Source organism: Streptomyces sp. S.PNR 29, assembly GCF_030386795.1.
Lineage (GTDB): Bacteria > Actinomycetota > Actinomycetes > Streptomycetales > Streptomycetaceae > Streptomyces.
Genome location: NZ_JANUQM010000002.1, coordinates 241,947 through 253,813 on the forward strand (window position 1 = coordinate 241,947; position 11,867 = coordinate 253,813).

The 11,867-nt window shown below is 72.8% G+C and carries 12 protein-coding genes, 1 pseudogene and 1 riboswitch; of the genes and pseudogenes, 3 read left to right on the forward strand and 10 right to left on the reverse strand.

The annotated features are described in order from the left end of the window. Positions 1 to 91: 91 nt before the first annotated feature. The 5 genes from NW895_RS05730 to NW895_RS05750 are packed head-to-tail and all read right to left on the reverse strand — an operon-like array spanning position 92 to position 5,489. Positions 92 to 937, reverse strand: coding sequence for an ECF transporter S component (locus tag NW895_RS05730; protein ID WP_289934202.1), 846 nt, complete (start codon positions 935 to 937; stop codon positions 92 to 94). Then, entirely contained in the window at positions 934 to 2,625 is a 1,692-nt protein-coding gene (locus tag NW895_RS05735; protein WP_289934203.1) for an ABC transporter ATP-binding protein, read from the reverse strand. Before NW895_RS05735 ends, NW895_RS05730 begins: the two co-directional genes overlap by 4 nt. Next, entirely contained in the window at positions 2,622 to 3,716 is a 1,095-nt protein-coding gene (locus NW895_RS05740) for an energy-coupling factor transporter transmembrane component T (RefSeq protein ID WP_289934807.1), read from the reverse strand. Before NW895_RS05740 ends, NW895_RS05735 begins: the two co-directional genes overlap by 4 nt. Then, positions 3,682 to 4,302, reverse strand: coding sequence for an SCO2322 family protein (locus NW895_RS05745; RefSeq protein ID WP_289934204.1), 621 nt, complete (start codon positions 4,300 to 4,302; stop codon positions 3,682 to 3,684). The genes NW895_RS05740 and NW895_RS05745 overlap by 35 nt, the downstream gene beginning before the upstream one ends. Continuing rightward, positions 4,299 to 5,489 carry a prenyltransferase/squalene oxidase repeat-containing protein gene (locus tag NW895_RS05750; RefSeq protein ID WP_289934205.1) on the reverse strand — a complete coding sequence of 397 codons (1,191 nt, stop codon included), beginning with the start codon at positions 5,487 to 5,489 and terminating at the stop codon, positions 4,299 to 4,301. The genes NW895_RS05745 and NW895_RS05750 overlap by 4 nt, the downstream gene beginning before the upstream one ends. Positions 5,490 to 5,606: 117 nt before the next feature. After that, positions 5,607 to 5,744: riboswitch (cobalamin riboswitch) on the reverse strand. Between the two features lie 78 nt (positions 5,745 to 5,822). On the opposite strand from NW895_RS05750, the gene NW895_RS05755 reads away from it, so the two are divergent. Next, positions 5,823 to 6,572, forward strand: a complete 750-nt coding sequence (locus NW895_RS05755) for a transglycosylase SLT domain-containing protein (protein ID WP_289934206.1) — start codon at positions 5,823 to 5,825, stop codon at positions 6,570 to 6,572. Here NW895_RS05755 and NW895_RS05760 read toward each other — a convergent pair. From NW895_RS05760 to NW895_RS05770, 3 genes are all read right to left on the reverse strand, one after another. Then, a complete protein-coding gene (locus NW895_RS05760) occupies positions 6,566 to 7,594 on the reverse strand; it encodes an MBL fold metallo-hydrolase (protein WP_289934207.1) in 1,029 nt (342 codons plus the stop codon). The genes NW895_RS05755 and NW895_RS05760 overlap by 7 nt on opposite strands. Positions 7,595 to 7,677: 83 nt before the next feature. Further along, on the reverse strand, positions 7,678 to 8,793 hold the full coding sequence (locus tag NW895_RS05765; RefSeq protein WP_289934208.1) for a hypothetical protein: 1,116 nt from the start codon (positions 8,791 to 8,793) through the stop codon (positions 7,678 to 7,680). A gap of 178 nt (positions 8,794 to 8,971) precedes the next feature. Continuing rightward, positions 8,972 to 9,325, reverse strand: coding sequence for a hypothetical protein (locus NW895_RS05770; RefSeq protein ID WP_289934209.1), 354 nt, complete (start codon positions 9,323 to 9,325; stop codon positions 8,972 to 8,974). Positions 9,326 to 9,482: 157 nt separating this feature from the next. On the opposite strand from NW895_RS05770, the gene NW895_RS05775 reads away from it, so the two are divergent. Together NW895_RS05775 and NW895_RS05780 are read left to right on the forward strand one after the other, a co-directional pair. Then, on the forward strand, positions 9,483 to 10,940 hold the full coding sequence (locus tag NW895_RS05775) for an aldehyde dehydrogenase (RefSeq protein WP_289934210.1): 1,458 nt from the start codon (positions 9,483 to 9,485) through the stop codon (positions 10,938 to 10,940). A gap of 6 nt (positions 10,941 to 10,946) precedes the next feature. After that, positions 10,947 to 11,180: a ferredoxin gene (locus NW895_RS05780; protein WP_289934211.1), complete on the forward strand. Its 234-nt coding sequence runs from the start codon at positions 10,947 to 10,949 to the stop codon at positions 11,178 to 11,180. Positions 11,181 to 11,224: 44 nt separating this feature from the next. Here NW895_RS05780 and NW895_RS05785 read toward each other — a convergent pair. Both NW895_RS05785 and NW895_RS05790 read right to left on the reverse strand, forming a co-directional pair. After that, positions 11,225 to 11,356: pseudogene (locus NW895_RS05785) on the reverse strand (antibiotic biosynthesis monooxygenase); the annotation flags it as partial. 47 nt (positions 11,357 to 11,403) lie between these two features. Then, positions 11,404 to 11,724 carry a GYD domain-containing protein gene (locus NW895_RS05790; RefSeq protein ID WP_289934212.1) on the reverse strand — a complete coding sequence of 107 codons (321 nt, stop codon included), beginning with the start codon at positions 11,722 to 11,724 and terminating at the stop codon, positions 11,404 to 11,406. Positions 11,725 to 11,867 lie beyond the last annotated feature (143 nt).

Sequence of the window (11,867 nt, forward strand, 5' to 3'; positions counted from 1 at the left end):
CCCGGAAAGGCATATGTTGTTGTGCAGGAGCATGGCAGCACCCTAAACGATGGCCAACGCTTTCCCCTGCGTAGCTGAAATCTGTTTCAAGTCAATTCGCAGCGGAATCTCGCCACATAGGCGCGTCGAAAGTCACCGGGGTCTCGAAGGCCGCCCGGCGGGTGGCGCGGCGCAGGGCCTTGAGGACGGGGCGGCCCAGGGCGAGGGTCAGGACGACCGTGACCAGTGCGCGGCCCAGGTCCCAGCCGAGTGAGGTGGCCAGGCAGTAGGCGAGGAAGCGGGCCATGTTGGCGGGGAGCGGCGCCTGCGGGTCGAAGGCGACGGCCGAGGCGAGGGTGTTCATGAAGGGCCAGCCCGCGAGGTTCATCACGGTGCCGTAGGCGAAGGCGGCGAGGAAGCCGTAGACGGCGAGGAGGAGGAGTTCGGGACGGCCGCGCAGGCGGTCGGGGAAGGGAAGCAGGCCCGCGCCCATCGTGAACCAGCCCATCGCCAGCATCTGGAACGGCATCCACGGGCCCACCCCGCCCGTGAGCAGGGCGGACGCGAACATCGTGACCGAGCCGAGCACGAAGCCGAACCCCGGGCCGAGAACCCGGCCGCTGAGCACCATCAGGAAGAACATCGGCTCGATGCCGGCGGTCCCCGCACCGATCGGACGGAGCGCGGCGCCCGTCGCGGCCAGCACACCGAGCATCGCGACCGCCTTGGGGCCGAGGCCCGTCTCCGAGATCGTGGCGGTGGCCACCGCGACCAGCAGCACCAGCAGGCCCGCGAAGAGCCACGGGGCGTCCTGCGCGTGCGCGCTCAGCCGCGAGGTGGGCGGGGCGAGAAACGGCCAGACGAAGCCGACCACGCCCACGGCACTGACCAGGGCGAGCGCGGCGACGGAACGGGGTCCCAGGCGGACGGCCCGGGCCTGGCGCTGAACGCCGTTCACGTGAGGACCTCCCGCACCTGAGCCACCGTGAGCCACTTCTGCGGTGCCAGGATCTTGGCGACCTGGGGCGCGAAGGACGGGGACGAGACGACGACGTCGGCGGTCGGGCCGTCGGCGATCACCTCGCCGTCGGCGAGCAGGACCACCCGGTGCGCGAGCTCGGCGGCCAGCTCCACGTCGTGGGTCGCCAGCACGGTCGCGTGGCCCTCGGCAGCCAGTCGGCGCAACACCCCGACCAGACGGGCCTTCGCCGCGTAGTCCAGGCCACGGGTCGGCTCGTCGAGCAGGAGGAGGGGCGGGCGGGCCGTCAGCACCACGGCCAGGGCGAGGGTGAGGCGCTGGCCCTCGGACAGGTCGCGGGGGTGGGTGTCGTCGGCGACGCCGGGGAGGAGCGAGGTGAGCAGCGTCCGGCAGGTGCCGGGAGCCGCGGCCGCGTCCCGGTCGGCCGCCGCGCACTCGGCGGCGACCGTGTCCGCGTACAGCAGGTCGCGCGGCTCCTGCGGGACCAGGCCGACGCGGCGCACGAGATCGCGCGGGGGCGTGCGGTGGGGGACCGCGCCGCCGACGCGGACCGAACCGTCGGACGGTTCGACGAGCCCGACGAGCGCCGCGAGGAGGGTGGACTTGCCGGCGCCGTTGCGGCCCATCAGGGCGATGGTCTCGCCGGGGCCGACGGTGAGGTCGACGTGCCGGAGCGCCTGGACGCGGCCCCGGCGGACGGCGAGGGAACGGACTTCGGCCGCGTACGGGGGAGTTGGGGCCGGCTTCGGGATGCGGCGGCGGCGCAGAGGCCGGCGGGAGGTGCGGATGGCCGGGGTGGTCGTGGCGTTGGTGGTCGGCTGCGGCGTGTCCGGGTCCGCTTCCCGGACGGCCGGAGCCAGCCGCTCCCGCAGGGGGGCCGCGCGACGCCGGGCGTCCCGGACCGTCAGCGGGAGCGGGGACCAGCCCGCCAGGCGGCCCAGGTCCACCACCGGCGGGTACACCGGGGAGGTGGCCATGACCTCAGCCGGGGTGCCGAGGACCGGTGCGGCGCCCGGGGACGGCAGGAGGACGACCTGGTCGGCGTACTGGACGACGCGTTCCAGGCGGTGTTCGGCCATCAGGACCGTCGTACCGAGGTCGTGGACCAGGCGCTGGAGCACCGCGAGGACCTCCTCCGCCGCGGCCGGGTCCAGGGCGGAGGTCGGCTCGTCGAGGACCAGCACGTGGGGGTGCGGGGTGAGGACGGAGCCGATGGCGACCCGCTGCCGCTGGCCGCCGGAGAGGGTGGCGAGGGGGCGGTCGCGCAGGCCGGCCAGGCCGAGCAGGTCGAGTGTCTCCTCGACGCGGCGGCGCATCACGTCCGGGGCGAGGCCCAGCGACTCCATGCCGTAGGCGAGCTCGTCCTCGACGGTGTCCGTCACGAAGTGGGAGAGCGGATCCTGGCCCACCGTGCCCACTACATCGGCGAGTTCACGCGGCTTGTGCGTGCGGGTGTCCCGGCCGGCCACCGTGACGCGGCCCCGCAGCGTGCCGCCGGTGAAGTGCGGCACGAGACCGCTGACCGCGCCGAGCACCGTGGACTTGCCGACCCCCGACGGGCCCACGAGCAGGACCAGTTCGCCCTCGGGAACCTCGAAGTCAACTCCTTGGACCGTGGGTTCGGCCGCCCCGTCGTACGTCACGGAGACATCCTCGAAGCGGATCACGACGGCTCCTTGGGGACGACGAAGGCGGGGAGCAGGCCGAGGAGTACGGCCGCGGCGGGCCAGAGGGGGAGGGTGGGGGCGACGAGGGGGACGACCCCGGGGTGGAGGGCGGCCGGGGCGTGGGCCGCGGCGAGGGCGAGCAGGGCGGCCACCGTCGCGCCGGACGCGGTCACCAGCCAGGCGCGGGCGTCCCAGCGGTCCGGGCGGTAGCGGGTGCGCAGCGAGCGGCGACCGCCGAGGTGGAGGCCGGCCAGGGCGGCGGCGACGCCGGTGAGCAGGACCGGCAGGCCGTAGGTTCCGCCTTCGGCGGTGAGCAGTCCGTACGTTCCCGCGCAGACGCCGAGCAGACCGCCCAGCGTGAGGGCGGTGGTGGTACGGCGGACGGCGGCCGGGACCCGGGCGGTACGGCCGTAGCCGCGGGCGTCCATCGCGGCGGCGAGGGCGACGGACCGTTCCAGTGCGCCCTCCAGGACCGGGAGGCCGACCTGCAGCAGGCCCCGTACGCCCTTGTCGGGGCGGCCCCTGAGACGGCGGGCGGCGCGCAGGCGCTGGACGTCGGCGATGAGGTGCGGGGCGAAGGTGAGGGCGACGACGACCGCGACACCCGTCTCGTACAGGGCGCCCGGGAGGGACTTGAGGAGGCGGGCCGGGTTCGCGAGGGCGTTCGCCGCGCCGACGCAGATCAGGAGCGTGGCCAGTCTCAGGCCGTCGTAGAGCGCGAAGGTGAGCGCCTCGGCGGTGATCTCGCCGCCCAGGCGGATGCCCTGGGCCCAGCGGGGGAGGGGGACTTCGGGGAGGGTGACGATCACGTGTGTGCCGGGGATGGGGGAGCCGAGGGCGGCGGCGAAGAAGAGGCGTATGAGGAGGACGGCGAGGGCGAGTCGGAGGAAGGCGGAGTAGGAGCGGGCCCAGGGGGTGTCGGGGCGGTGGGTTGCCACGACGTACGCCGAGACCGCGATGAGGAGGGCGAGAAGGAGGGGGTTGGTGGTGCGGGTGGCCGCGGTGCCCAGGGCCAGGGCCCAGAGCCACCAGGCGCCGGGGTGGAGACGGGCCTGGTCACGCACGACGCCGTGCCTGCCACACCGCCGCACCGCCCAGTACCGCCACCACCCCGATCCCGGTGAGCAGGCCCACTGACGGGCCGTCACCGGCGTTCCCCTCCGGCTTGGACTCCACCTCCGTCACCTGCTCACCGCACCCCTTCCTCGGGTAGCCCGCGATCGAGCACAACAGGGCGTTGGTGTCGTACCTCAGGGGTTTGGCGACCGCCGCCAGCGCCTGGGCCGTCGTCGCGTCCCGGGGGATCACCGCACAGGCCGTCCGGCCCCGGGGCGGGGTCTCACCCGGCGGCGCGTCCGCCGTCGTACCGAAGTCGAGGACCAAGGCCACCCGCTTGCTGCCGTCCCGCGTCGGCGTCCTGGCGCAGATGGACGCGAAGGACGCCGTACCGCGCGGTCGCGTCGCGTCGGCGGAGTTCTCGCTCAGCGCGAAGCGGAAGCCCTGGACGTCGCCGTCGGCGGGGCGGGTGGCCGACGGGCCCTGGGTGGCGTACGTCCAGTGGTCGCCGTCGCGTTCCCAGAACGACCAGTAGCGGTAGTCGGCGGCTCGCGCCTGACCCGTGCCGGACAGCAGCAGGAACGCCGACAGGAGCAGGGCCGCGGCACGGCGGGTGGTCACGGCTGCCGCCTCCGGCCGCTGAGCAGGAAGCCGATGCCGATGCCGGCGACGAGGCAGGCGCCGACGAACCACCAGACCTCGTAGGTGGGGTTGTTGGTCGCCTCGTCCCGGGCACTTCCCTGATACGGCGTGGACTTCGGGGCGCGCCCGGTGGCGTTGAGCAGCTCGACGAGGTCCCCGCCGCCGAAGTCGGTCGGGTCGACGCCCGTGGCGTGGGCGGCGAAGATCAGCTGGGCGTACGCGGCGGGGCCGTTCTGCTGCGCCCACTTCGCGGAGTTCCGCTCCAGCCACCGCCAGGCCTTGGCCGCCTGGCCGGCGCCGCCCTGTGCGGCGAGCGCGACGACGGCGTCGGCGGTGTTGCCGTGGTCGGGCCGGTCGGCGGAGCCGGCCAGGGCGGACGTGAGGTGGCCGTTCTTCGCGAGGGCGTCCGCGAGGTAGGAGGCGCCGTTGGCGGCGGCCTGCCGCGGGGTGAGGTCGCCGTCGGCACAGTCGGCGGGCGCCTTCTTGCCGGGCGCGGCCGCCAGGCCCTTGCCGAGCGCGCCCACCACGGCCGCCGCCGTCGCGTCCGCGTTGGCGGCCAACGTGCCCTTCTTGTCCGGCTGGAAGGCGAACCCACCGCCCTCGTCGCAGGGCAGGGCGAGCTTCAGCAGGGCGTCGTACGGCGACTTGCCGCCCTTGCGTACGTCGTCCGGCCGCTCACCCACCGCCGTCAGCGCGCCGATCACGACGGACGTCGAGTTGGCGTCGCTCGCGCCGCCGGGGGCGTAGCCCCAGCCGCCGTCCGCGTTCTGCACGGACTTCAGCCAGTCGACGGCCTTGCCGGTGGCGGCGTCGTGGCCGCCGAGGGCGGCGAGGGCCTGGACGGCGGCGGACGTCTGGTTCGTGTCGACCATCACCTTGGCGTCGCACGCCTCGCCCGGGTCGGCGCGGAAGGGAGCGAACGCGCCGTTCGCACACTGCTGGCCCAGCAGCCACTCGACGGCCCGGTCGGCGGGCTTCACGCCCACCGTGTCCTGCGCCAGCAGGGCGAGGGACTGACGCCAGACACCGTCGTACGTGGGGTCCTTGGTGCCGTACAGGCCGGAGGGCGTCGACGGCGACGGCGAGGGGGCGGCGACGGCGGGCGCGGCGGAGCCGAGCATGACGGCGGTGGCGGCCAGGGCCGCGGCGCTGCGGCTGAGTCTCATGATCGGCGGGTGCCTCTCCCTGCGGGGAGCCGGACAGCACGGGGCACCCACCCCCGGGCGGCTCGGCTCCGTATACCTCGACGGTGCCGTGCGGCGGCGGGCTTGCCGGCGCACGTGAGCCGGTTCACGAATCCGTGCGGGGCGATCCGGCTCACCGCCCTTTGCCCGGGCGGTTCACGGTTGCGGGCCAGCGCCGGAATTGCACCGGCTTCCCCCCGTACGGGTGTGATGACGACCCGGCCACTGTACCTGCCACCCGTTGCCGCCGGTGCGGCCGCTCTTTAGTCTTGCGACGCTCAACCTCTTGATCTGGTCATGCCGGAAGGACAACGTGTGAGCGGGAACTTAGTGCGGGGATTCGCGGTGGCCTCGGCCACGGCGGTCACTACTGTCGGCGCCGTCGCGGGAGTTGCCCAGAGCAGCTCCGGCCACTCGGTGAACGACGCCGAAACGACGGCGAGCGACTCGACCCTCCTCGCGGACTTACCCGCAGGGCAGCAGGTCCAGGTGCAGACGGCCTCCCTGGCCGAGCAGGCCGACGCGCAGGCCGTCGCAGCGGACAACAGCGCGAGGAGAACCGCGGCGGAGGCGGCCCGCGAACAGGCCGCGAAGGACGCGATCGCCAAGCAGAAGGCGGCCCAGCAGAAGGCGGCCCGGCAGAAGGCCCAGCAGAAGGCCCGGGAGAAGGCCCGGCAGGACGCCGAGGAGCGCGAGCAGGCCCAGCAGAAGGCCGGTGGTTCGTCGAGTTCCCCGGCGGCGGGCGCCGTCAGCCTCGCGCCGCAGTCCTCGTACACCGCTGCCCAGGTCCAGGCCATCGCGCGGCAGATCGTGCCCGGCGATCAGTTCCAGTGCTTCAGCAACATCGTGGACCACGAGTCCGGCTGGAACTACAAGGCGGTCAATCCCTCTTCCGGGGCCTACGGTCTCGTGCAGGCCTATCCCGGTTCCAAGATGGCGTCTGCCGGAGCCGACTGGCGGACCAATCCGGCCACGCAGATCAAGTGGGGCCTGAACTACATGAACGACCGCTATGGCAGCCCCTGCGACGCCTGGGCGTTCTGGCAGGCCAACGGCTCCTACTGAGCCGCCACGTACCTCACCGGATCGCTGCCCGCCACCGCCTCCGCCCGGCCCAGCTTCACCAACCGCCGCAGATGCGCCTCGGCTTCGGAGACCGCGATGTTCCGTGAGCCGTACGGGATCCGGTCCCAGGGTCGGTTCCACTCCATGCGTTCGGCGAGCTGCCAGGGGGTGAGGGGCTCGGAAAGGAGGGTCAGCAGGCCGCAGAGGCGTTCCTCGTGGTGGGTGAGCAACTGCCGTACGCGGGCCGCCGCGTCGGGGAACGCGTGCTGGTGGGCGGGCAGGACCTCGGCGGGGGCGAGGCGGGCGATGCGTTCCAGGGAGTCGAGGTAGTCGCCCAGAGGGTCGGTGACCGTGGTGTCGTCCGGGTCCTCGTACAGGCCGATGTGGGGGGTGATCCCGGGGAGCAGGTGGTCACCGGAGAACAGCCGGCCGTGGCCCGGGAGCCGGGCGGGGTGCTCCTCCTCCAGGTGGAGGCAGACGTGGCCCGGTGTGTGGCCCGGGGTCCAGATCGCGCGGAGGCGGCGGCCGGGCAGGGCGAGGAGTTCGCCGGGAACGATCTCGCGGTCGGGGAGGGCGGGGGCGAGGCCGGGCAGGGTGCCGGGGCGGGCCGTACGCAGGGGAGCGAGGTGCTCTTCGGGGGCGCCGGCCGCCGCCAGCTTGGCGGTCATGTAGGTCAGCCAGCGCTCCGGGCGGGCCTCGCGGGTGCGCCGTACGACCGCGGTGTCCGCCGCGTGCATCGCTATCCAGGCGCCTGACGCCTCGCGCACCCTGCCGGACAGGCCGTGGTGGTCGGGGTGATGGTGGGTGACGACCACGCCGTGGATCTCGCCGGGCGAGGTGCCGCAGGCCGTCAGGCCCTCGGCCAGGGTGTCCCAGGAGTCCGGGTCGTCCCAGCCGGTGTCGATCAGCACGGGGCCGCGGTCGGTGTCGACGACGTACACGAGCGTGTGGCCGAGGGGGTTGTCCGGGATGGGAACCCGGAGGGACCGGACGCCTCCGCCGTGGTCGGTCACCTGTGTCATGGGCTCCCCTGTCGCCGCGTTCCGGTCACTATAACTAGAACGGGTTCCCATGGGAGCCCATGTCACCTGCCCGCCGCGGGGCTTCAGGCGCTCGCGTCGACCTCGTTGATCACCGCCACCGCGTTGGCGTCGTGCAGGGAGGAGAACAGGTCGTCGCTGATGCGCTCACCCGTCGTCGCGTCCGACTCGTAGTGGCTGTTGGCGCCGACGATCTGGGGATTGCCGCCCAGCGCACCGATGAACATGGGGCCGCCACTGGCGCCCTTGCCCATGTCGCAGTCCATCTTCAGCCGGTCGTCCAGCGGCCAGAACGGCTGGGCGTCCTCGGTGTTGCCGTAGCAGTACATCATCTGCTCGCCGTCCATGTCGGTGCGCTGGTAGCCCTCGCCCGGGTAGCCGACGGTGAACGCGTCCTGGTGGTCGGTGACCGAACCGAACTGGTACCCCAGCGCACCGACGTTGTCCTGGAGCCTGCCGTACGTGGTGTTCGGCTGCAGGACGACGGCGGCCAGGTCGGCGCTCTGGTGGTCGCCGTCCTCGATCCACTGGGTCGGGGCGTACTTGCGGTCCGCGACCCACACGCCCCACGGCTCCTGGCCGTCCTTGTAGCCCGGGACGAAGATGATGTCGGTGGACCAGCCGGCCTCCCCGCTGCCGTCGCCGAGGTGCACGCAGTGGCCCGCGGTCCAGATGGTGTTCGCGGTGTCCGAGACGATCACGGACGCTGAGCAGGTGTGGTCCTGGCCGTCGGGCGCCTTGTAGAAGAGCTTGCCCACCACGACGTTGGGGATGGAGGTCGAGGCCGGAACGTCCTGGGCGACGGCGATGTCCTCGGCCGCCGCGGCCTGGAGGGAGGCTTCGGAGGTCGTGGACGACAGGGTCGTGCGGCCGGCCGGAGCGGCCGTGGGGCGGACCGCCGGGGCGGACGCCGTCAGGTGCGGGGTCCCGGCCGCGGAGGACCGCCGGTCCGGCCCGTCCTGCGGCGCGCGGACCGCGCGGACCGGCGCCGGGTTGGCGGCCGCTCTCTCCATCCGCTCCGCCGTCCAGTAGGCCAGGACCTCCTTGGGGGACCCGGCCTCGACGTCGACGGCGACACCGGGCCGGGCCGGCTGCGGCTGCGCCGCCGAGGCCGGGACGGCCGGTATCGCGAGCAGGGCGGTGGTGCAGGCCGCGGTGGCGGCCAGGTGCTTGAGCTTCATGTGCCTCTCCCTGAGTGACGGGTGTCGGTGCGTGGGGGTGGTTGGGGGTGCGTGGGTGTGCGTGGGTGTGCGCGGTCTGTGTCAGGCGCATGACATGACGACTGACACGAGTCACGGTCGGCCGACTCGTGCAGGGGAGGTGTGCGAGCGGTGGGGGGTCGGCCGCCGGGCGGGCCTGCTACCAGCAGTCCGGATCGAAGACGCTCTTGATGCCGTCGCAGGCGGGGACGACCGGCATCTCGGCCGGTTCGGCGTACCTGATACGGGCCTGCTCCAGCCGGTCCCTGATGTCCTCGGTGGCGAGGTCCGAGGTGTCCGGCGGGCGCTGTCCGTGCTCGGTGAGGAGTGCGCGCAGGTCGCTGATCATCTCGTCGCGGGTGGCGGGTGTCTCCGTCTGGACGGCCACTCCGGGGCGGTCCGCGTCCGCCTGTGCGGAGATCGCCCAGCCGGCACCGCAGGCGGCCAGCGACACGGCCGCCACGACGAACGGCCAACGGCGCCCGGCCCTGTCCGCCTTGCTTCCCCTTGGCATCCCCTTTACCTCCCCCTTGGCTTGATCATGCTAGGGCGCCGGAGGTCGGGAACGTGTGGCGAACCGGTGTGAGGTCCGTGGACTCTTCCCAGTGGAACTGGTATCAGTTTCGTATCTGATGAAGTGTCAGAAACCAGCTCGTGGGAGGCGGTCGGCCATGACCGAGCTCGTGGAACACGGACAGCTGTTCGTCGGCGGGGAGTTGACCGACCCTCTGGGCGAGGAGGTCATCGAGGTCGTCTCGCCGCACACCGAGGAGGTCATCGGACGGGTGCCGCACGCCTCCACGGCGGACGTGGACCGGGCGGTCGCCGTGGCGCGCGGGGCGTTCGACGAGGGCCCCTGGCCGCACCTGAGCCTGGAGGAGCGGATCGCGGTCGTCACCCGGATCAAGGACGGGATCGCGGCCCGGCACGAGGAGATCGCGCGCGTCATCTCGTCCGAGAACGGGTCGCCGTACTCCTGGAGCGTCCTCGCGCAGGCCCTCGGCGCGATGATGGTGTGGGACGCGGCGGTCACGGTCGCGCGCGGCTTCACCTACGAGGAGACCCGTGACGGGGTCCTGGGCAGGATCCTCGTCCGGCGCGAGCCGGTCGGCGTCGTCGCGGCCGTGGTCCCCTGGAACGTCCCCCAGTTCGTGGCCGCCGCCAAGCTCGCGCCGGCGCTGCTCGCCGGCTGCGCGGTGGTGCTGAAGCCGTCACCGGAGTCGCCGCTGGACGCGTACATCCTCGGCGAGATCGCGCGGGAGGCCGGGCTGCCGGAGGGCGTCCTGTCCATCCTCCCGGCGGACCGCGAGGTCAGCGAGTACCTCGTCGGGCACCCGGGCGTCGACAAGGTCTCCTTCACCGGCTCGGTGGCCGCCGGGAAGCGCGTGATGGAGGTGGCCGCGCGGAATCTGACACGCGTGACGCTGGAGCTGGGCGGCAAGTCGGCGGCCGTCGTGCTGCCGGACGCGGACCTGGAGACGGCCGTCGCGGGCATCGTCCCGGCGGCCTGGATGAACAACGGTCAGGCCTGCGTGGCGCAGACCCGCATCCTGCTGCCGCGCTCGCGCTACGACGAGTTCGCCGAGGCCTTCGCGGCGGCGGCGAGCGCGCTGGTGGTCGGCGACCCGCTGGACCCGGCGACCCAGGTGGGCCCCCTGGTGGCCCGGCGGCAGCAGCGCAGGAACCTCGACTACATCCGCATCGGCCAGGAGGAGGGCGCCAAGGTCCTCACGGGGGGCGGACGTCCGGCCGGGTTCGATCGCGGCTGGTACGTGGAACCGACGCTGTTCGGCGACGTCGACAACTCCATGCGGATCGCCCGGGAGGAGATCTTCGGCCCGGTGATCTGCCTCCTGCCCTACGGCGACGAGTCCGAGGCCGTGAAGATCGCCAACGACTCCGACTACGGGCTGAGCGGGAGCGTGTGGACGGCCGACGTCGCCCATGGCATCGAGGTCGCCCGCCAGGTCCGTACCGGCACGTACTCCGTCAACACCTTCAGCCTCGACATGCTCGGCCCGTTCGGCGGCTACAAGAACTCCGGCCTGGGGCGGGAGTTCGGCCCCGAGGGGTACGGGGAGTACCTGGAGCACAAGATGATCCATCTGCCGGCGGGCTGGGAGGGGTGAGAGACCATGGGCGACCGCTGGCACGTCGAGGTCGACCGCTCCCTCTGCATCGGCTCCGCCCAGTGCCTCCACCACGCCCCCGACGGCTTCCGCCTCGACACCGGCCGCCAGTCCCACCCCGTCGACGCGGAGGCCGACGCCAACGAGCGGGTTCTGGCGGCGGCGGAGAACTGCCCCGTGGAGGCCATCCAGATCACGCTGCTGGGGAGCGGGGAGCCGGTGTTTCCGCCGGAGGAGTAGGCGGGGCGGCGCTTGCCGGACCAGGAGGTGGTGGCATCGATCGGTCAGCCCGCTGCGGGGCCGTGCGAGACCTGCGCTCGCGTGAATCCGTGGCCCCGCTCCGCTTTCACCGCGTGCGACGTGTAGCTCTCGTACCACTCGGCTCGCCCACGCTTTTGTGCCGCGCGGTGCTCGGCGTAGCCGCGCCCGGCACTCCAGGACCGGGAGGGGCGGGGCCGGGCGGTCAGGTGCCGGGTGCCCGGTAGTCCACCTTCTGCTGGACCGCCTCGTCGATCTCCTCGGCCGACAGCAGGACGACCGTGCTCGTGCGGACGCCGCCGGCTGCGGAGACGACCAGGCCCAGGGCCGCCGCGGAGGTGTTGCCGGGCAGCTCCACCGTGAGGTAGACGTCGTCGTCGCCGAAGGCCCAGTACATCGTCTCGATCCGGCCGCCGAGGCCCTCGATCGTGCGCTTGACGACCTCCCGCCGCGCGCTCCCGCCTTCCCTGAGCAGCCCCTTGAGGCCGTCCTGGGTCAGCTTGACCTTGAAGAGGTACTTCGCCATCGGAGCCACCTTCACCTGTCACTTATGTCTCATCAGTCACTTCCACTCCATATGTTCCTTCTGTCGCGGGTGCGTGTCGCGGTGGCCGGGGGCTGTATGGGCTGTTCGGGAGATTTGGGTAAAAAATCCCGATTGGGGGGTTC

Bases quoted from the DNA above. Each gene is read 5' to 3' on its own strand.
- NW895_RS05760 (WP_289934207.1), bottom strand. From the start codon at position 7,594: ATGACACAGGTGACCGACCACGGCGGAGGCGTCCGGTCCCTCCGGGTT.
- NW895_RS05790 (WP_289934212.1), bottom strand. From the start codon at position 11,724: ATGGCGAAGTACCTCTTCAAGGTCAAGCTGACCCAGGACGGCCTCAAG.
- NW895_RS05775 (WP_289934210.1), top strand. From the start codon at position 9,483: ATGACCGAGCTCGTGGAACACGGACAGCTGTTCGTCGGCGGGGAGTTG.
- NW895_RS05770 (WP_289934209.1), bottom strand. From the start codon at position 9,325: ATGCCAAGGGGAAGCAAGGCGGACAGGGCCGGGCGCCGTTGGCCGTTC.
- NW895_RS05780 (WP_289934211.1), top strand. From the start codon at position 10,947: ATGGGCGACCGCTGGCACGTCGAGGTCGACCGCTCCCTCTGCATCGGC.
- NW895_RS05750 (WP_289934205.1), bottom strand. From the start codon at position 5,489: ATGAGACTCAGCCGCAGCGCCGCGGCCCTGGCCGCCACCGCCGTCATG.
- NW895_RS05765 (WP_289934208.1), bottom strand. From the start codon at position 8,793: ATGAAGCTCAAGCACCTGGCCGCCACCGCGGCCTGCACCACCGCCCTG.